The organism is Dyella sp. 333MFSha (assembly GCF_900102405.1).
GTDB classification, from domain to species: Bacteria; Pseudomonadota; Gammaproteobacteria; order Xanthomonadales; family Rhodanobacteraceae; genus Luteibacter; species Luteibacter mycovicinus.
The window spans coordinates 87,452-105,357 of record NZ_FNBR01000006.1; the positions used below are offsets into that span (position 1 = coordinate 87,452).

The window sequence follows — 17,906 nt, forward strand, 5'->3', positions numbered from 1 at the left end:
TCATGGATATTCCTGTGATGGGGCAAGGTTTCGGCTTCAGCGACGAGCAGATGGCGTTTCGCGAGGCGGCGCGCGATTTCGCGGCATCCGAACTGGCGCCGCGTGCGGCGCACTGGGACGCCGAGAGCATCTTTCCGCGTGAGGCCATCGGCAAGGCGGGCGAACTGGGTTTCTGCGGCCTGTATGTCGACGAAGCGGCCGGCGGCAGCGGGCTGACCCGGCTGGATGCGGCGATCGTGTTTGAAGAACTCGCCGCCGCCGATCCATCCACCGCGGCGTTCATCAGTATCCACAACATGGCGACGTGGATGCTGGCGACGCATGCACGTTCTTCGTTGCGTGCCGAATGGGGTCCGCCGCTGTGCAGCGGGGCGAAGCTTGCGTCGTACTGCCTGACCGAGCCGGGCGCCGGTTCCGATGCGGCGTCTCTGCAGACGCGCGCCGTGCGTGATGGTGACGCGTACGTGCTCCATGGCAGCAAGGCCTTCATCTCGGGAGCCGGTGCCACCGACATGCTCGTGGTCATGGCCCGCACGGGGGGCGAGGGTGCGCGTGGTATCAGTGCGTTCGCCGTACCCGCCGACGCCGAAGGCATTACGTATGGGCGTAAGGAGGACAAGCTCGGCTGGAACAGTCAGCCCACGCGGGGCATCACGTTCGACGGCGTTCGTGTCCCGGCGGCGAACCTTCTGGGCGAAGAGGGTGAAGGGTTTCGGATTGCCATGAAGGGTCTGGACGGTGGGCGGATCAATATCAGCGCCTGTTCACTCGGTGCCGCACAGGGTGCACTGGACGCCGCGCGGCGTTATCTCGGTGAGCGGCGGCAGTTCGGGCGCAAGCTGGGCGAGTTCCAGGCCTTGCAGTTCAAGCTGGCCGATATGGCGACCCAGCTGGTCGCCGCTCGACAGATGGTGCACACGGCAGCGCGCAAGCTCGACGCACGCAGTCATGACGCCACGGTGTGGTGCGCCATGGCCAAGCGCTTCGCCACCGATGCGGGATTCAACATCTGCAACGACGCCCTGCAGCTCCATGGCGGCTATGGCTATATCCGCGAGTACCCGATCGAACGGTTGCTGCGCGACAGCCGTGTGCATCAGATACTGGAAGGCACCAACGAAATCATGCGCGTGATCGTGGCGCGCCACCTGCTCAACACTGAAGAGGAGTTGCGATGACCGGTTACAAGGATACCGACTGGACGGGGCTCAGGCTGACGTTCGAAGGCCATACGGCCATCGCGACGCTGAGCAACCCACCAGCCAACACCTGGACGGTACATAGCCTTTCCGCGCTGCGCGATCTCGTCGCGGCCCTGAATGCGGATCGTGATGTCTACGCCCTGGTGGTGACGGGCGAGGGGGAGAAGTTCTTCTCGGCTGGCGCCGATCTCAAGCAGTTCGAGGATGGCGACCGCGCGCTGGCGCGTGAAGCCGCCCGTCGGTTCGGTGAGGCCTTCGAGGCGTTGTCGGCGTTCCGTGGCGTGAGCATCGCGGCCATCAACGGCTATGCGATGGGTGGCGGCCTCGAATGTGCACTCGCATGCGACCTTCGCATCGCGGAGGAACACGCGCAGATGGCCTTGCCGGAAGCGGGTGTGGGACTGCTGCCGTGTGCCGGCGGTACACAGAACCTGCCGCGCCTGGTCGGCGAGGGCTGGGCGAAGCGGATGATCCTGCTCGGCGAGCGAGTCGACGCCGCGACGGCCTTGCGCATCGGGCTGGTGGAAGACGTGGTTCCCCGAGGTGAAGGGTTGAACGCCGCGCTCGCATGGGCAGCGCGTGCCGCGAAGCAGAGCCCGACCAGCGTGGCGGCCTGCAAACCCCTGGTGCAGGCAACGCGCACTCAGACGCACGCCGCCGCGCTCGTCGCCGAGCGCGAAGCCTTCGTCGACCTGTTCGACAGCGCCGATCAGGCGGAGGGCGTACACGCCTTTCTTGAGAAGCGCCCGGCCGAGTGGAAGAACGCATGAGCGACGTGATGTTCGAAGAGCGCGACGGGCGGGATGGCCGACGTATCGGTATCGCGACACTCCATGCGCCGAAGACCCTCAACGGGCTCTCACTGACGATGGCGAGCCTGCTGGACGCCCAGCTGCGCGCGTGGGCCGACGACGATGCGATCGCGGTGGTCGTCCTGCAGGGAGCCGGCGACAAGGCCTTCTGCGCGGGCGGCGACTTGCATGGCTTGTATCGAAGCATGGTCGACTACCGGGAGGCGGGCGGCGGTGAGATCACGCGCAACGCGTATGCCAGTGAATTCTTTTCGACCGAGTACCGGCTGGACTATCGGATTCACACCTATGCCAAACCGATGCTCTGCTGGGGGCACGGCATCGTCATGGGTGGCGGCATCGGACTGATGGTGGGAGCAAGCCACCGTGTGGTCACCGAGCGGTCGAAGCTGGCCTTCCCGGAAATTACCGTGGGGCTCTATCCGGACGTGGGAGGCAGCTGGCTGTTGTCGCGTGTGCCCGATCGCGGCGGCATGTTTCTGGCCCTCACCGGCGCGCCGCTCGGCGCGGGCGATGCCATCCACGCCGGTCTTGCCGACCACTTCATTCCCGAGGATGCGCGTCCGGAGGTCATGAACGCGCTGTGCAACGCGAGCTGGTCGAGCTCGGCGAGCGCCACCCACGACGAGCTCACCGCGCTCCTCCGTACTCTTGCGAAGCCGGCGTCGCCCGGTCCGCTGCAAGCGCATGCGGCCCTGATCCGCGACGTCTGCGGCAACGAGCGGCTCGACGATATCGTTGGCGCCATCGATGCGATCCAGGATGACGATACCTGGCTGCAGAACGCAAGGACAGCGCTGCTTGCCGGTGCGCCTGGCTCCGCGCGGCTCGGCTTCGAGCTTCAGCGCCGCGCGTCGACGCTTTCCCTCGCCGATACCTTTCGCCTCGAATACATCGTGTCGCTGCATTGCGCCGCACACGGCGATTTTGCGGAGGGCATCCGTGCGCTGCTGATCGACAAGGACCGCCAACCGCGCTGGAACCCGGCGACGCTGGCCGAGGCGACATCGAGCTGGGCCGAATCTTTCTTCAATGCACCGTTCAGCGCGGAAGCGCATCCGCTTGCCGATCTGGGCAGTCAACCGGAGTCGTACGCATGAGTCGCATCGCTTTTATCGGGCTGGGCAACATGGGTGGCCCGATGGCCGCGAATCTGCTCAAGGCAGGGCATGCCCTGCGGGTCTTCGACCTCGTCCAGTCGGCGGTCGATACGGCGGTTGCCGCAGGAGCCTCCGCGTCGGCGAGCGCTGCCGATGCGGTGAGCGACGCTGAGATCGTCATCTCGATGCTTCCCGCCAGCCGGCATGTGGAAGCGCTTTATCTGGGAGACGCGGGGCTGCTGGCCGCCATTCCCGATGGTGCACTCGTCGTCGATTGCAGCACGATCGCACCGGCATCGGCGAAAAAAGTTGCACAAGCCGCCACTGGTCGCGGCCTCGCGATGCTTGACGCGCCTGTTTCTGGCGGCACCGCGGGTGCAGCGGCGGGAACGTTGACGTTCATCGTGGGAGGCGACGCGGCGGTGCTGGATATTGCACGGCCCGTATTGGAAGCGATGGGGAAGAATATTTTCCATGTCGGCGCTAGCGGTGCGGGACAGGTGGCCAAGCTGTGCAACAACATGGCGCTCGGCGTCATCATGGCCGTCACCGGCGAAGCGCTGGCCCTGGGCGTCGCGCACGGTCTCGACGCGGCCGTGCTGTCGCAGATGATGGCGGTGAGCACGGGGCGCAGCTGGGCTACCGAGGTGTGCAATCCGTGGCCGGGTGTGCTGCCGAACGCGCCGGCATCGCGTGGCTACACCGGTGGCTTCGGCAACGATCTGATGTTGAAGGATCTCGGGCTGGTAACCGAGGCGGCAGTCGGTGTGGGGGCTTCGATTCCACTTGGGGAGCTGGCGCGCAACCTTTATGCGTTGAATAGTAAGGCGGGGAATGGGGAGCTGGATTTCTCCAGCGTGATCAGGCTGATGTCAGCTGTGCAAGACGATCCTGGCAAGCCTCGCGCACCAGTTGTCTGAGCCAGCGATGTCCAGCCTCGTTCTCCAGCCTTGGATGCCACATCTGCGACACCATGATGGCCGGCGTTTCGACCGGCAGGTCGAAGACGCGCACGGTATCGGGCGGGCTGGCAAGAAACGAGGCCGGAACCAGCCCGATCAGGTCGGATGCCAGCGTCACCGCCAGAGCCGCCTGAAAGCTCGGCACGACCGAAACGACGTCGCGCTGAAGACCCTTTGCGGTCAGGGCGGCATCGACCGGACCCTCGCTGCGGCCTGCACGTGAGGCGACAACGTGGCCGTACGCCACGTACGACTCGGGCGTCATCGGATCGACATCGGCCAGCGGATGGCCGCGCCGGATCACACCGACGAAACGGTCGCGAAACAACGCCTGCACGCGGACTTCGGGTCCCATGCCGCCGAGGACGCCGATCTCGAGATCGGCCAGTCCTTCGCGGAGCGGCACCGCGGACTTCTCCGCTTTCGGGGCGAAACGCAAGCGGACGCCAGGCGCTGCGCGGCTGGCCGCGCCGATGAGCTCGGCCGCAAACACCTCGACAAATCCGTCGTTGGCACGGATCGTAAACGTGCGCCGGAGGGAGCCGATCCCGTCTTCGGTGACCGCCGGGCGGAGAACGCTTCGCGTGTCCTGGAGCAGGCCACGGGCGCGTTCGCGCAGAGCTTCGGCGTGCGGCGTCAGCACCATACGCCTCCCGGCCCGGACCAGCAGTTCGTCCTGTGTGGCGGCGCGCAAGCGCGTCAGCGTGCGACTCATGGCCGACGCGCTGAGCCCCAGGCGCCGTGACGCGCCCGCGACGCTCGCTTCGGCCAGCAGGGCGTCAAGGGCAACGAGGAGGTTGAGGTCGGGTTCGTCCATGACCCATCGTATCGCGATCGGATCAGATAAGGCGTTTGGTGCAGGTATGGACTGACTGTCGCGCGTCTTCCGCCCCGGTTGCGTCGTCGCTACGTTGGGAGGACCGGCCCGGAGCGCGGGCCCCTCGTAACCGGAGTAGCTCATGCAAGCACCGTCCTCACAGAAAACCATTCTCCTGATTGGCGCGTCGCGCGGCCTCGGATTCGCGATGGTCGAGGAATACCTTGGGCGTGGCTGGCACGTCATCGCTACGGGGCGGGCCAGCTCAACCGGAAAGCTGCGTGAACTGGCAGCGTCGTCCGGCGGCGCACTTGAAGTCGAGGTCCTCGATATGACCGTGGTCGAGGATGTCGCCGCCCTCAAGGCCCGACTGTCATCGCGGACGGTGGACGTGCTGTTCGTCAACGCGGGGGTGACCAACGATGACGCGGAGACGATAGCCGACGTGTCCACCGACGAGTTCATCCGCGTGATGGTCACCAATGCGCTCAGTCCCATGCGCGTGATCGAGTCCCTGCAGGATCTTGTGACGGTCGACGGGACGATCGGGATCATGTCGTCAGGGCAGGGCAGCCTCACCAACAACACCAACGGCAATCACGAGGTTTACCGAGGCAGCAAGGCCGCACTCAACATGTTCATGCGCAGCTTCGCGGCACGTCATACGGACGACCCGCGTACTCTGTTGCTCATGGCGCCGGGCTGGGTGCGCACGGACATGGGTGGGCCTGAGGCGCGCCTGACCATTCAGGAGAGCATTCCCAACCTGGTCGACACCATGACGACGTATGCGGGGCGCCAGGGGCTGCATTACCTCGACTATCTGGGGCGTGTCGTGCCCTGGTGAGCTGGCGAAGCAGCGCGACGCTCCGGTCAAGGTATCCCGCTCCAGCGTTAGGTGTCGTGGCGAACCTTCTTTCGCGCGAGCATTTGCATCCGTATGCTCGGCGTTCTCCTGCGGGGGCGGGAGCCGATATCGACGGATGGGTACGTATTCGTGAATGATTTTTCCGCACGCGCTCCAGATGCCATCCACGTCGTGCGCTCGGGTCCACCGGGTGCGTCGCCGATCGTGTTTCTTCACGCACTGGGGCTCGATCTCGGTATCTGGGATGCGCAGTTCGGGGAGTTCGCGGGCGATCGAGATGTCGTAGCGCTCGACCTTCCGGGTCACGGTCTGTCCGGCGCTCCCGACGGCGCGCCGACATTCGAGGCCATCGCGACGCAGGTGGCGGAGACGTTAGCCTCGCTGGATATCGCATCCGCGCATGTCGTCGGCATCTCGTTCGGTGGCATGGTCGCTCAGGCCCTGGCGATCGAGCAGCCATCGATGGTCCGGAGCCTGACACTCGTTGCCACATCCTGCACGTTCCCCGAGACGGTCAGGCAGATGCTGCGTGATCGTGCGCGCGCTACGCGTGACGGCGGCATGGCGATCATGGCAGAGGCGCATCTGGCGCGATGGTTCCCCGAAGCGTTTCGTGCACAACATCCCGAAGTGTCCGACCGGTTCCGGAAGCTGCTGCATAGACAAGACCCGAGCTTTCACGCTTCGCTATGGGATCTCGTTGCGACGCTCGACCTCAAAGACCGGCTGACGGCACGATTTGCCGAGACGGCTATCCCATTGATGGTGATCGTGGGAGAAGACGACGCGAGTGCACCGGTTGCCGCGGGACAGCTCATGTGCGATCAGGCACGCGATGCCGTTCTGCATGTCGTTCCGAAGTGCGGACATTTTCCGCCTGTCGAATATCCCGGGCGCTTCAATGCCTTTTTGCGTGAGTTTCTGCGCGACTAACATGTCGCCGACGCCACGTTAACGGCGGTCGCACGAATGGGAGTGAAGTCCCGTCACAGTACGGGCCATTGCGCTGGTCACGCGGTCCGCTTATCCGAAATAAGGCAGACATTCCTGCCTGCCATGCGCATGCTCTCGTTTCGTTAACGCAAGGAGATGCTTCATGGTGACGACGAATATTCAAACCGCTCGTTCCGTCGGCCGCCGCCGTATGCTGGCTTTGGTCCTGCCATTGGCCACACTGGCGGCGAGTGTATGTGCAGCGCTTCCGGCTTACGCCGACGTGCCGACTATCGTGCAGAACAACACGGCCGGCGCCTTTGCCGATGACCAGGTCTACGTGACGATCCTGGGCAAGGATCCCGTCACGGGAAATCTTTCCTGGGTATCCGCTGACGGCCAGCTTGTGGCGGCCTCGGTGGGCGACAACGATGCGGACGGCCATCTGAGCAAGAATGGACAGAACTATCCCAATCATGGCTTCACTCTGGCTCAGGCGCAGAACCTGAAGCTGCCAAAGATGTCGTCAGGCCGCATCTACGTGTCGGTCGGTGAGCCGGTCTATCTGAAGATTCTTGTCGCGGCGGATGGCCTGACGGGTTTCGCCGGTCCCAATCCACAGAACCCGACCGACGCGAACAACGACGTCAAACTGGACTGGTACGAGTTCACCTATAACGACAGCGGTCTCTGGATCAACACCACGCAGGTCGACCAGTTCGGTTTTCCGCTCACGCTGAACGTCACCGGTGAAGGTGGATTTCAGAAGCGCGTCGGCATCGAGCAGTCGCGTGCCTCGATTTACGCGGCTTTCAAGGCCGAAGTCCCGCCGGAGTTCGTCTCCGGGGCGGACAGCGACACGCGCATCCTGGCGCCCGGAAAGTCGACATTCGACACGGGGCAGCCCAACGAGCATTACTTCGACAGCTACATCGACCAGGCGTGGGCGGACTACAGCACGCGGCCGCTCGTGATCGATCTGTGGGGCGGCGCGCGTCGCTTCAGCGGGCAGGTGCAGGGAACCACGCTGGTTTTCAACGAGGTCGACCTTGGCAACGGTGCGTATGTCGGTGGTCAGTATCTGGTCCAGAAGCCGACCACGCAGGATGTGCTGGAGGCCAAGGGTAGCCTTGCGCAGGGCAACGACGCTGAGAAAGCGCTGGAAACGCAGATCTCCGCCGCGTTCAATCGGCACGTCATTTCCGATGTAAGCAAGTGGAGCGACCCGACTGCATGGTATCAGGCGGCGCCGGCCAACTACTACGCCAGATTCTGGCACGACCATTCCATCGATCGGCTGGCCTACGGTTTTGCGTATGACGACGCGCAGGAGCAGAGCTCGACGGTGAACACGGCTGCACCCACGCAGATTACGTTGGGCGTGGGCTGGTAAGCAGTTTGCTAACACGCTGATCGCGGCCTGGCTCGGGTAGGAGCCAGCCCCGCTGGCGACAGGGTGCTTGCCGCAACCTGCCATCGCCAACAGGGTTGGCTCCTACCCGAGCCAAGCCATTACCTTAGCTGCTGGCCTGTATACAGGTAGACTGTACATATAACCTGTACGCATGCTACCGTGGGTGCATGGCCAAACCCTCGTCCACTCCCGATACCGCCCCCTCCGTGGCCCTCGCCGGTGACCTGCGCATCACCCTTGGCAAGCTCATCCGCCGGGTACGTGAGCAAACCCAGGCACACGACCTGACGGCCGCCCAGAAATCGGTGCTGCTCCGCCTTGAGCGCGACGGCCCGGCCACGGTGTCCGCTCTGGCCCGGGCCGAAAGCGTGCGCCCGCAGTCCATGCGGGTGACCGTGGGCACGCTGGAAACGATGAAAGCCGTGACGGGCAAGCCGGATCCGACCGATGGGCGGCAAACGCTTATCGAGCTGACGGCGGGGTTTCGCAAGAAAGTCACCGAGGTCAGAGCCGCCAAGGAAGACTGGCTGTTTCGCGCGCTTGAGGCGCAGTTGTCGCCACAGGAACGTCGCGAATTGGCGGCCGCCGTGAAACTGTTGCAGCGGCTGGCGGACTTCTGATGGCGCTTACGAAGCTTGATCCGCAGACGGCGCTGATCGTCGTCGACCTGCAAAAGGGCATTGTCGGCGCCGCACTGGCCCATTCCATCGAGGATGTCATTGACCGCTCGCGCGCGTTGCTCGCAGCATTCCGCCAGCGAGCGCTGCCTGTGGTGCTGGTGAACGTGGCAGGTGCCGCGCCCGGGCGTACGGAACGCCCACCTCGCATGACGACGAGGCCACCTGGCTGGACCGATTTCATTCCCGAGCTGGATCAGCAACCCGACGATATCGTCGTGACGAAGCGAACCTGGGGTGCTTTCGCCAGCACTCACCTCGAAAGCGTATTGCGGGCGCGCGGTGTGACTCACGTAGTCGTGGCAGGCGTCGCCACGGGAACCGGTGTCGAGTCCACCGCGCGGCAGGCCTACGAGCAGGGCTTCAACGTCACCCTGGCGATCGACGCGATGACGGATGCGCGGTCCGAAGCACACGAATACAGCATCAAGCACGTTTTCCCACGGCTGGGCGAGACGGGAGCGACGCAGGAAATCATCGATCTACTCGATACGAGGAGTGTCTGACATGCTCTGGCAGCATCTGGTTTCGTTGTTTTTCGGGGGTGCATTTCTGTCAAACGCCGTGCCGCATTTTGTCGGCGGCGTGATGGGTGAGTCGTTCCAGAGTCCGTTCGCCAAGCCGCCGGGCAAGGGGCTGTCTTCTTCAACGGTGAACGTGGTGTGGGGTATTGCCAATCTGGTGATCGGCTACGTGCTGGTCTGCCGTACCGGCGACATCGACATGAAGAAGACGGTAGATGTCGTGGTTCTCGGTCTTGGCGTGCTCGTCATGAGCCTGCACTCGGCCCGGCACTTCGGGCAGTTTCACGGTGGCCGTGTGCCTGAGCGCTCGTGAGTGCCGCGATAACACGTGTTTTTCGTTCACTGAAAAGCCCTAACTACCGCATGTGGGCGGCCGGTGCGCTGGTGTCGAACATTGGAACGTGGATGCAGCGCACCGCCCAGGACTGGCTGGTTCTCGCGCAACTCACTCACCATGACGCCGCAGCGGTCGGTACCGTCATGGCGCTGCAGTTCGGACCGCAGTTGCTCCTGTTGCCGTGGACGGGTTTCGCCGCCGATCGCTACGACCGCCGTACCCTGTTGATGGCGACACAGGCGACGATGGGTCTGCTCGCTCTTGCACTCGGGCTGATGACCGTGCTCGGCGTCGTGCAACTGTGGCACGTGTATCTGTTCGCGTTCGCTTCCGGCTGTGCCTCGGCTTTCGATGCCCCGGTACGCCAGACCTTCGTGGCCGACCTCGTCGGTGATGAAGACCTGCCGAATGCCGTGGCGCTGAACTCGACCTCATTCAATGCGGCGCGCATGATCGGGCCCGCCGTCGCGGGTCTGGTGATTGCATGGGTCGGTAGCGGCTGGGCGTTCCTGCTCAACGGCATCAGCTTCTTCGCGGTGCTGGGCTCGTTGTTTTTCCTACACGTGGACAGCTTGCACGCGAGGACGCGTGCCGTACGCACCAAGGGCAGTCTTACCGATGGGCTGCGTTACGTGTGGGGCAGACCCGATCTCAAGGCGATTCTGGTCATGCTGTTCCTCATTGGAACGTTCGGTATGAACTTCCCGATCTTTATTTCGACGATGGCCGTCGGAGTGTTCCATACCGACGCGCGGGGTTATGGGCTTTTGTCGTCGATCATGGCCGTCGGCACGCTGGCCGGCGCCTTGCTGGCGGCCGGGCGCGACAAGCCGCGATTTGCGTCGTTGCTGGTCGGTTCGGCGGTCTTCGGTCTGGGCTGCGGACTGGCCGCAGTGGCGCCGGGCTACTGGTTTTTCGCCGCGGCCCTTGTCGTCATCGGTGTGGCCGCCCTGACGTTCACCAATACGACCAACAGCCTCATGCAACTGACTACCGCCGCCGCGATGCGGGGCAGGGTCATGGCGCTGCGTCTGGGTATCGCGCTGGGCGGGACACCGATCGGGGCGCCTATGGTCGGATGGGTGGCCAATCATATGGGGCCGCGCTGGGCGCTGGGCGTGGGGGCGGCTTCGGGGCTGATGGCCGCTGGCGTCGGGATTTATACGATGCTCTATGACGCGCACCATGAAGCCCGCTTTCGCAGGTCTGGTTAGATATCTCAGCTCAATCGGTCAGCGCCTTAGTGCGTCATACGTCTTCCATACGGCGTGATCCCGGTCGCCTTTTCTCAGTTCTACCCACGCATTTCCGGCATCAGGCCACGTTGGTGCGCTGCGTCACACTTGGCCGACATCCGTCGCAGCATGCTGGAGGCGTCCACTTCCCCCTGTGTGGACCGAGAGGCGCCGGCGCACGATGCGCTGGCGCCTTTCACTTTTATGGAGGTTGATCGTCGGCCCCGCCTGGCTTTTGCACGGCATAGATGCTTCGTATATGATCCATATATGTTACGTATGCCCGGCAGAACCTCAGGAGGCCCCATGGGAATCGTCAACATCGACGACGACACACACGATCAGCTTCGCCGCGCCTGCACGGTTTCCGGCCGGTCGATCAATGCCCAGGCCAGTTTCTGGATCCGGATCGGTGCGCTCTGTGAGCTCAATCCGTCCCTCAGCTTCCAGGAGCTGGTGGCGAACGAGCTACGCGGGGCCGGGGTCCACGCCTTGCCGGTGAGGTCAGCGCGAGCGTGATCAAGACGAGCGAAGAAGTCGCCGTCATGGCGGAAGCGGGGCGTCTGCTTGCGTCCGTGTTCCACCATCTGGACCAGCTTCCGCTGGCGGGCAAAAGTACCCTCGAGATCAACGACCTCGTCGAGCGGATGATCGTCGACGACCTGCAATCCCGTCCCGCCAGCAAGGGCCAGTACGGCTTCGCTTACGTACTCAATGCTTCGATCGACAACGTGGTGTGCCATGGCGTGCCGGCCGCGGACGATGTGCTTCGCGACGGGCAGATCGTCAATCTCGATATCACGCTTGAGAAGAACGGTTACATCGCCGATTCCAGCACCACCTATCTCGTGGGCGAAGCGTCCTACGCGGCACGACGTCTCGTCAGGGCGACCTACGAGGCCATGTGGAAGGGCATCGCGGAAGTCCGTCCGGGGGCGCACCTGGGGGACATCGGTCATGCCATCTCCCGGCACGCGCGGGACCATGGTTACAGCGTGGTGAAGGAATACTGCGGGCATGGCATCGGCCGGGAGATGCACGAGGATCCCCAGATCCTCCATTACGGCCGTCGCGGTACCGGCCTGGAGCTACGCGAGGGCATGGTGTTCACGATCGAGCCGATGTTGAACCAGGGCCGCTCCGCCATTCTCTCGCGAGAGGGCGAATGGCCCGTGTATACGCGTGATGGCAGTCTCTCCGCCCAGTTCGAACATACGGTAGCGGTCACGCGAAAGGGCGTCCGGGTGCTGACACTTCGCCCGGGAGAAGTACCTCTGTGCCCGTTGGATGAGGCCTAACGCGCAAGGCGAGAGGCATCCATCAGCCGTGCCACGTCCCGGGCCAGACTCGTAAGCAACGCGGAGGTGTCGGTCACGGCCTCCGCCAGCGACATCGGCCGCGAGACCAGCGAGAACGCGGCAGTGAGGCCGTATTCGTAGAGGTCCCGATAGCCTTCGCCGAGACTGCCGACCAGGGCCACCACCGGCACGTTCCGGCCCTTCGCCAGACGCGCGACACCGAAGGGCACCTTGCCCCTCACCGTCTGGGCGTCCATACGGCCTTCGCCGGTGATGACGAAATCAGCGCCATCGATGGCATCTTCCAGGCCGTTCATCTCCGCAATCAGCGCCACGCCGGGGCGCAGTGTCGCCTGAAGCACGGCGAGCATCGCCCAGCCGGCTCCGCCAGCCGCACCGGCACCGGGCGTGCCGCTCCAGTCCTTGCCGGTTTGCACGGCGTGTACGGAAGCCAGTCGAGCCAAAGCGGCGTCGAGCTGCGGTACCAATGCGGCATGGGCGCCTTTCTGCGGCCCGAACACCGCCGACGCACCCGACGCGCCGCACAGCGGGTTGTCGACGTCGCTCGCTATGATCAGCTCAACGTCACGCAGACGTGGGTCGAGGTCATCGAGGATGAGCCGGTGCAGTGCGCCCAGCGCGAGGCCGCCGGGCGGCAGGGCACTCCCCGTGTCGTCGAGAAAGCGCGCGCCAAGCGCACGAAGCAAACCGGCGCCACCGTCGTTGGTCGCGCTACCGCCCAGTCCGACGACGATGCGCCGTGCACCGTGATCGAGTGCGGCACGCATGAGTTCGCCGGTGCCGTAGCTGTCGGCTTGCGCGGCATCGCGGCGATCCGGCGGCACACGCATCAAGCCGCTGGCTTCGGCGATCTCAAGGGTGGCCGTACTCGTATCGGCGTGCCAGGCCCATGTAGCGTCCACGAGGTCACCCAGCGGCCCGCACACTTTCCGGGAATGACGTTGCGCCCCCGTCGATGCGATCACGGCGTCGACGGTTCCTTCGCCACCATCGGCCATCGGCTTCAGCACGTAGTCGGCATCGGGCCACACATCGGCGAGGCCATCACGAATGGCCCGCGCGACCGATAAGGCGTCGAGGCTTTCCTTGAAGGAGTCCGGGGCGATGACGATCTTCACGCATCGTCCTGTGGCGTCAGTCCGGCGGCGAAGCGCGCGGCATTGGCGACGTAGTGGGCCGCGTTCTCTTCGAGACCCTGGCGTTGCTCGTCGCTGAGTTCGCGTACGACCTTTGCCGGCGATCCCACGACGAGCGAGCCGTCGGGAATCTGCTTGCCCTCGGTCACCAGTGCATTCGCGCCGATGATGCAGTGCTTGCCTATGACAGCGCCGTTGAGCACCACGGCGTTGATCCCGATCAGCGTGTGATCGCCCACGGTGCAGCCGTGGAGCATGGCGTGATGACCGATGGTGACGCCCTTGCCGATGGTCAGCGGTGATCCGGGATCGCTATGCAGGACGGCGGCATCCTGTACGTTGCTGCCTTCGCCGATGACGATGGGCTCGTTGTCGCCGCGTACCACCGCGTTGAACCACACGCTGGCGCCGGCGTGCAGGTGAACGTTGCCGACCACCACAGCCTGGGGTGCGATCCAGCTGTCCGGATGTGCGTTTACGCGAGTATCGCCGAGCTGGTATTTCATGGGGTGTTTCCATCTGGGGCGTGTACGGTACAACCGGTGGCATCACGGAATTCACCGAGGGTGACATCGGGCGCGAGCTCGACCAGTCGCAGGCCATCGGCCGTGACATCGAGTACGCCCAGATCGGTGATGATCCGGTCGACGACCGCGACGCCGGTCAAGGGCAGGCTGCACTCGTGGAGGATTTTATGCGCCCCCTTCGCCGTGTGTTCCATCAATACCACGACACGCTCGACGCCCGCGACGAGGTCCATGGCGCCTCCCATCCCTTTGACCATCTTCCCCGGGATCATCCAGTTGGCGAGGTCGCCCCGTTCGGACACCTGCATCGCGCCGAGGATGGCGAGGTTCACGTGGCCACCGCGGATCATGCCGAAGCTGAGTGCGCTGTCGAAGAAGCTCGAGCCGGGCAGGGCGGTTACGGTCTGCTTGCCTGCGTTGATGAGATCGGGATCGACGGTGCTCCTCGTGGGGAACGGGCCGATGCCCAGCAGGCCGTTCTCCGACTGAAGCCACACGTCCATGCCCTCGGGAATATAGTTGGCCACCAGCGTCGGCAAGCCGATGCCCAGATTGACGTAGAAACCGTCGGCCAGTTCGGCGGCGGCGCGGCGCGCCATATCGTCGCGATCCCAAGCCATCAGTTTGCCTCCGTCAGGGTGAGTTTCTCGATACGCTTTTCGGGCGTCGCGTTCAGCACCAGGCGCTGGACGAAGATGCCCGGCAGATGAATATCGTCGGGATGCAATTCGCCATTTTCCACGATGCGCTCCACCTCGGCCACGCACTGCTTGCCCGCCATCGCGCATAACGGGTTGAAGTTACGCGCGGTGCTGGCGAAGCGCAGGTTGCCCGAACGATCGGCGACGGCGGCTTTTACCAGCGCGACGTCCGCACGGATCGACTCTTCCATCAGGTACGTTTCGCCCGCGAAGTCGCGGGTTTCCTTGCCTTTAGCCACCTCGGTGCCGACGCCGGTGCGGGTAAAGAAGGCGGGGATGCCGCAACCGCCCGCGCGAAGCTTCTCGGCAAGCGTACCCTGCGGCGTGAACTCGAGCTCGAGTTCGCCGGCAAGGTACTGACGCTCGAACTCCTTGTTCTCGCCCACGTAGCTGGACACCATCTTGCGCACCTGCCGCGACTCCAGCAGGACACCCAGGCCGAAGCCGTCGACACCCGCATTGTTGGAGACGACGGTGAGGTTGGTTGCGCCATGCTCGCGCACGGCGTCGATCAACGCCTCGGGAATGCCGCACAGGCCGAAGCCACCGACGGCCAGGGTCTGTCCGTCGGCCAGCAGATCGGCCAGTGCCGCCTTGGCGCTGGGGTAGAGCTTGTTCATCGATTCACCTTGAGAAGATCGGGGGAAGGAGTCGCGCGTTCCTCGCTGCCATCGCGCAGTCGGGTCGCGGCGATAGCGGAAAGCATGAGCAGCGCGGCGATAACGATCAGGCCGTCGTGCGTGCTGCCTGTATGCGCTTCCACAGCACCCATCAGGGAGGGGCCGAGGAAGCCGCCCAGCAAGCCGCAGGTGTTGACGAAGGCCAGTCCCCCCGCGAGTCCGCGGCCGGTGAGGCGCGAGGTGGCGTAGGTAAAGATCAGCGACTGCACGACGAAGAACAGGAAGGCGGCCACACAGAACCCGAGCATCGCCACGACCGGGCCCGTCCATGCGGCGACCAGCAGTCCGACGGCCATCAGCACGAGTCCGCCGCGCAACAGCCATGCACTGCGTGTGGGCGTGTTCGCCAGCCGGGGTATGGTCATCGTGCCGATGGCGGAGGCCAGCCAGGGCAAGGCACTGAGGCAGCCCACCTGAAGATCGCTCAGCTTTCCGTAGCCGGCGATGATGCCGGGCAGGAAGAAGATCACGGTATAGATGGCTATCTGGTGGCAGAAGTAGATCAGGATCGCCAGCAGGATCTGTGGGTCGGTGAAGCATCGGGCCAGCCCACTCGCGCCCTTGCCGCGCGTGGCTTCGACCGCAGCGGCTTCATCGACGACCCGCCGTTCCAGCGCATCGCGCTGTGCAGGCGTCAGCCAGCGCGCCCGGGCAGGGCGGTCAGGCAGGGTGATGAAGACCACGGCGGCAAAGGCTGTCGCCAGCAGGCCCTCCACCGCGAACATCCACTGCCAGCCATGAAGCCCGAGCTTCCCTTCCAGCCCCAGCAAGGCACCGCCCAACGGGCCGCCGATGACATTGGCCAGACTCACGCCGACCAGGAAGTAACCAGTGGCCCGGGCGCGCGATGCTTCTCCGAACCAGTAGGTCAGGTAGAGCATCACGCCCGGGAACAATCCGGCCTCCGTGGCGCCGAGCAAGAGCCGCAGCACGTAGAACGAGGTCTCGCCCTGCACGAGCGCCATGCCCGCGGAGACCAGTCCCCATGTCGCCATGATCCGCGTGATCCAGAAACGCGCGCCCACGCGGTGCAGGATCAGGTTGCTGGGTATCTCAGCCAGCGCGTAGGTGAGGAAGAACAGACCTGCACCTACTCCGTAGGCCACGGTCGACAGGCCAAGGTCGACCTGAAGATGCGTCTTGGCCAGCGCGATGTTGCTGCGATCCAGGAAACTGATGATGTAAGCCACCACCAGTACCGGCATCAACTTGCGCATGACCAGGCGTTCGGTGTCTTGCGACGGGCTGAGGACGCTCATGGCTGTTCTCCGGTGTCCGGTCAGGCGGCCGCCTGCGGAGTGTGGTGCTGACTGCCGTATCGCGTAAACAGCTGCAGCAGCACACCGGCGAGCGCGCATCCGGCCATCACGAAGAAGCAGACGATGTACCCGCTGAGGTTCTTCCAGCCGCCGCCCATGGAGATGAGTCCGCCCATCAGTACCGGTGCGATACCGCCGCCGATGAACATCGCGGTGGTGATGATGCCGTTGGCCGTCGACGTAGCGCGCGGCTCGGCCGAGTCGGACGCTACGGCGTAGTAGATCGGCCACACCGCGTTGGCCACAAGGCCGAACAGCAACTGCGTCGTGATCAGCATCGCCATGTTCTGGGCGAAGTAGAACGCCGCTACCGACGCGGCCATCCACGCGCCGCAGATCACCAGCGTGATTTTCCGGCCGATGATGTCCGACAGGCTGGGCCAGATCAGCTGACCGAGAATGCCGGTGATGGTGAAGACCACGCTCATGCCCGCGGACTCCGCCAGCGACAGGCCGGAGATGTTGTACAGGTACGCCGGCAGCACCACGTTCACGCCCATGTAGACCACCTGCGTGAGCATCGTGTTGCCCGCGGTGAGCGCGATGTTGCGGTTGGTCAGCGTGGCGACAAAAGTCTTCCAGGTTTCGCCCTTGGCGACCTTCACGCCATCACCCAGATCCGGGGGCGTCATACCCTTCTCTGCGATATCGGCGTACAGCGTGTCGACGCGTGCGGCGGTCGAATAGCGAGCCCAGAAGATCATCAGCGGAATGGCGACGATCAGGGCGAGAAAGAACACATAGCGCCAGTGGCCCTCGCCGAACGTGCTGATGACGAAGCTGGCGATCAGGCCGCTGAGCATCGCCCCGACGGGGTAGCCCGTGTGGTGCGCGCCGAGGGCGAAGCCGCGGCGCTGTACCGGCCACCATTCTGCCGTGTTGCTGACGCCGACCGGTTCGCCCCAGCCCGCGCCGAGGTTCACGCCGACGCGCAGCGCGACGAACGACCAGAGCTTGCCGGTCAGTGCCTGGAAACCCGAAAGGAACGAGATGAAGGTGTAACCGAGGACCAGCGGCACCTGAAAGCGTGCACGCTTCCAGCCGGCGCCATAGCGGTCGCTCATGATCGAGCCGGGGATATCCAGCAGAGCCAGAGCCAGCATGACCACCGTGACCACGGTACCCCACTGATCGGGGCTGAGGTTGAACTCCTTGGAGATGGTAGGGCCAAGTCGAAGGATGATTTCCCGGTCATAGGCATTCAGGACCCAGATCAACCAACAGACCAGCAGGGAGACCCACGAGAAGCGATGGATATTCTTCAACGGTGCTTCGGTTTTTTTGAACATGACACTCCCCCCGGCGCGTCACGGCACCGTTAGTGAGATGGATCGGATCCTGTG

Annotated in this window: 20 protein-coding genes; 13 read left to right on the top strand and 7 right to left on the bottom strand. The window is 64.3% G+C overall.

Annotation, left to right across the window (positions count from 1 at the left end; translation table 11 throughout):
* Positions 1-2 precede the first annotated feature (2 nt).
* The 4 genes from BLT40_RS18005 to mmsB are packed head-to-tail and all read left to right on the top strand — an operon-like array spanning position 3 to position 4,034.
* Positions 3-1,178 (top strand): acyl-CoA dehydrogenase family protein, encoded by a 1,176-nt coding sequence (locus BLT40_RS18005; RefSeq protein WP_090355773.1) that lies wholly within the window; start codon positions 3-5, stop codon positions 1,176-1,178.
* Positions 1,175-1,972, top strand: a complete 798-nt coding sequence (locus tag BLT40_RS18010; RefSeq protein ID WP_090355460.1) for an enoyl-CoA hydratase — start codon at positions 1,175-1,177, stop codon at positions 1,970-1,972. The genes BLT40_RS18005 and BLT40_RS18010 overlap by 4 nt, the downstream gene beginning before the upstream one ends.
* A complete protein-coding gene (locus BLT40_RS18015) occupies positions 1,969-3,114 on the top strand; it encodes an enoyl-CoA hydratase/isomerase family protein (protein WP_090355466.1) in 1,146 nt (381 codons plus the stop codon). The genes BLT40_RS18010 and BLT40_RS18015 overlap by 4 nt, the downstream gene beginning before the upstream one ends.
* On the top strand, positions 3,111-4,034 hold the full coding sequence (gene mmsB, locus BLT40_RS18020) for a 3-hydroxyisobutyrate dehydrogenase (RefSeq protein WP_090355468.1): 924 nt from the start codon (positions 3,111-3,113) through the stop codon (positions 4,032-4,034). The genes BLT40_RS18015 and mmsB overlap by 4 nt, the downstream gene beginning before the upstream one ends.
* Here the strand turns inward: mmsB and BLT40_RS18025 are convergent.
* Positions 3,976-4,893 carry a LysR family transcriptional regulator gene (locus BLT40_RS18025; protein WP_090355471.1) on the bottom strand — a complete coding sequence of 306 codons (918 nt, stop codon included), beginning with the start codon at positions 4,891-4,893 and terminating at the stop codon, positions 3,976-3,978. The two genes, mmsB and BLT40_RS18025, sit on opposite strands and share 59 nt — an antisense overlap.
* A gap of 142 nt (positions 4,894-5,035) precedes the next feature.
* Here BLT40_RS18025 and BLT40_RS18030 point away from each other — a divergent pair, with 142 nt between their 5' ends.
* The 9 genes from BLT40_RS18030 to map all read left to right on the top strand — a co-directional run bounded on the left by BLT40_RS18030 (position 5,036) and on the right by map (position 12,179).
* Positions 5,036-5,740: an SDR family NAD(P)-dependent oxidoreductase gene (locus tag BLT40_RS18030; RefSeq protein WP_090355473.1), complete on the top strand. Its 705-nt coding sequence runs from the start codon at positions 5,036-5,038 to the stop codon at positions 5,738-5,740.
* A gap of 150 nt (positions 5,741-5,890) precedes the next feature.
* Positions 5,891-6,694 (top strand): alpha/beta fold hydrolase, encoded by an 804-nt coding sequence (locus BLT40_RS18035; protein ID WP_176809213.1) that lies wholly within the window; start codon positions 5,891-5,893, stop codon positions 6,692-6,694.
* Positions 6,695-6,857: 163 nt separating this feature from the next.
* A complete protein-coding gene (locus tag BLT40_RS18040; RefSeq protein ID WP_218124576.1) occupies positions 6,858-8,087 on the top strand; it encodes a glycoside hydrolase family 64 protein in 1,230 nt (409 codons plus the stop codon).
* A gap of 188 nt (positions 8,088-8,275) precedes the next feature.
* The gene (locus BLT40_RS18045) at positions 8,276-8,728 is read left to right on the top strand and encodes a MarR family winged helix-turn-helix transcriptional regulator (RefSeq protein ID WP_090355479.1); all 453 of its coding nucleotides are present in this window, start codon (positions 8,276-8,278) and stop codon (positions 8,726-8,728) included.
* Entirely contained in the window at positions 8,728-9,291 is a 564-nt protein-coding gene (locus BLT40_RS18050) for an isochorismatase family protein (protein WP_090355483.1), read from the top strand. Before BLT40_RS18045 ends, BLT40_RS18050 begins: the two co-directional genes overlap by 1 nt.
* Before the next feature lies 1 nt (position 9,292).
* Positions 9,293-9,622 (top strand): hypothetical protein, encoded by a 330-nt coding sequence (locus BLT40_RS18055; protein WP_090355489.1) that lies wholly within the window; start codon positions 9,293-9,295, stop codon positions 9,620-9,622.
* Between the two features lie 50 nt (positions 9,623-9,672).
* Entirely contained in the window at positions 9,673-10,860 is a 1,188-nt protein-coding gene (locus BLT40_RS18060) for an MFS transporter (protein WP_090355494.1), read from the top strand.
* A 327-nt stretch (positions 10,861-11,187) separates the two neighbouring features.
* A complete protein-coding gene (locus tag BLT40_RS18065; protein ID WP_036114297.1) occupies positions 11,188-11,400 on the top strand; it encodes a ParD-like family protein in 213 nt (70 codons plus the stop codon).
* On the top strand, positions 11,397-12,179 hold the full coding sequence (gene map / locus BLT40_RS18070) for a type I methionyl aminopeptidase (protein WP_079521997.1): 783 nt from the start codon (positions 11,397-11,399) through the stop codon (positions 12,177-12,179). Before BLT40_RS18065 ends, map begins: the two co-directional genes overlap by 4 nt.
* Here the strand turns inward: map and BLT40_RS18075 are convergent.
* Genes BLT40_RS18075 through BLT40_RS18100 form a run of 6 tightly spaced genes read right to left on the bottom strand, consistent with a single transcriptional unit; the run spans position 12,176 to position 17,852 of the window.
* Positions 12,176-13,318, bottom strand: coding sequence for a glycerate kinase (locus BLT40_RS18075; protein ID WP_090355502.1), 1,143 nt, complete (start codon positions 13,316-13,318; stop codon positions 12,176-12,178). The two genes, map and BLT40_RS18075, sit on opposite strands and share 4 nt — an antisense overlap.
* Entirely contained in the window at positions 13,315-13,842 is a 528-nt protein-coding gene (locus BLT40_RS18080) for a gamma carbonic anhydrase family protein (RefSeq protein ID WP_043693232.1), read from the bottom strand. The genes BLT40_RS18075 and BLT40_RS18080 overlap by 4 nt, the downstream gene beginning before the upstream one ends.
* A complete protein-coding gene (locus BLT40_RS18085; RefSeq protein WP_079521999.1) occupies positions 13,839-14,483 on the bottom strand; it encodes a CoA transferase subunit B in 645 nt (214 codons plus the stop codon). Before BLT40_RS18085 ends, BLT40_RS18080 begins: the two co-directional genes overlap by 4 nt.
* Positions 14,483-15,184: a CoA transferase subunit A gene (locus BLT40_RS18090; protein ID WP_090355507.1), complete on the bottom strand. Its 702-nt coding sequence runs from the start codon at positions 15,182-15,184 to the stop codon at positions 14,483-14,485. The genes BLT40_RS18085 and BLT40_RS18090 overlap by 1 nt, the downstream gene beginning before the upstream one ends.
* Positions 15,181-16,503 (bottom strand): MFS transporter, encoded by a 1,323-nt coding sequence (locus BLT40_RS18095; RefSeq protein WP_090355511.1) that lies wholly within the window; start codon positions 16,501-16,503, stop codon positions 15,181-15,183. Before BLT40_RS18095 ends, BLT40_RS18090 begins: the two co-directional genes overlap by 4 nt.
* Before the next feature lie 20 nt (positions 16,504-16,523).
* A complete protein-coding gene (locus BLT40_RS18100) occupies positions 16,524-17,852 on the bottom strand; it encodes an MFS transporter (RefSeq protein WP_090355515.1) in 1,329 nt (442 codons plus the stop codon).
* Between the last annotated feature and the right edge of the window lie 54 nt (positions 17,853-17,906).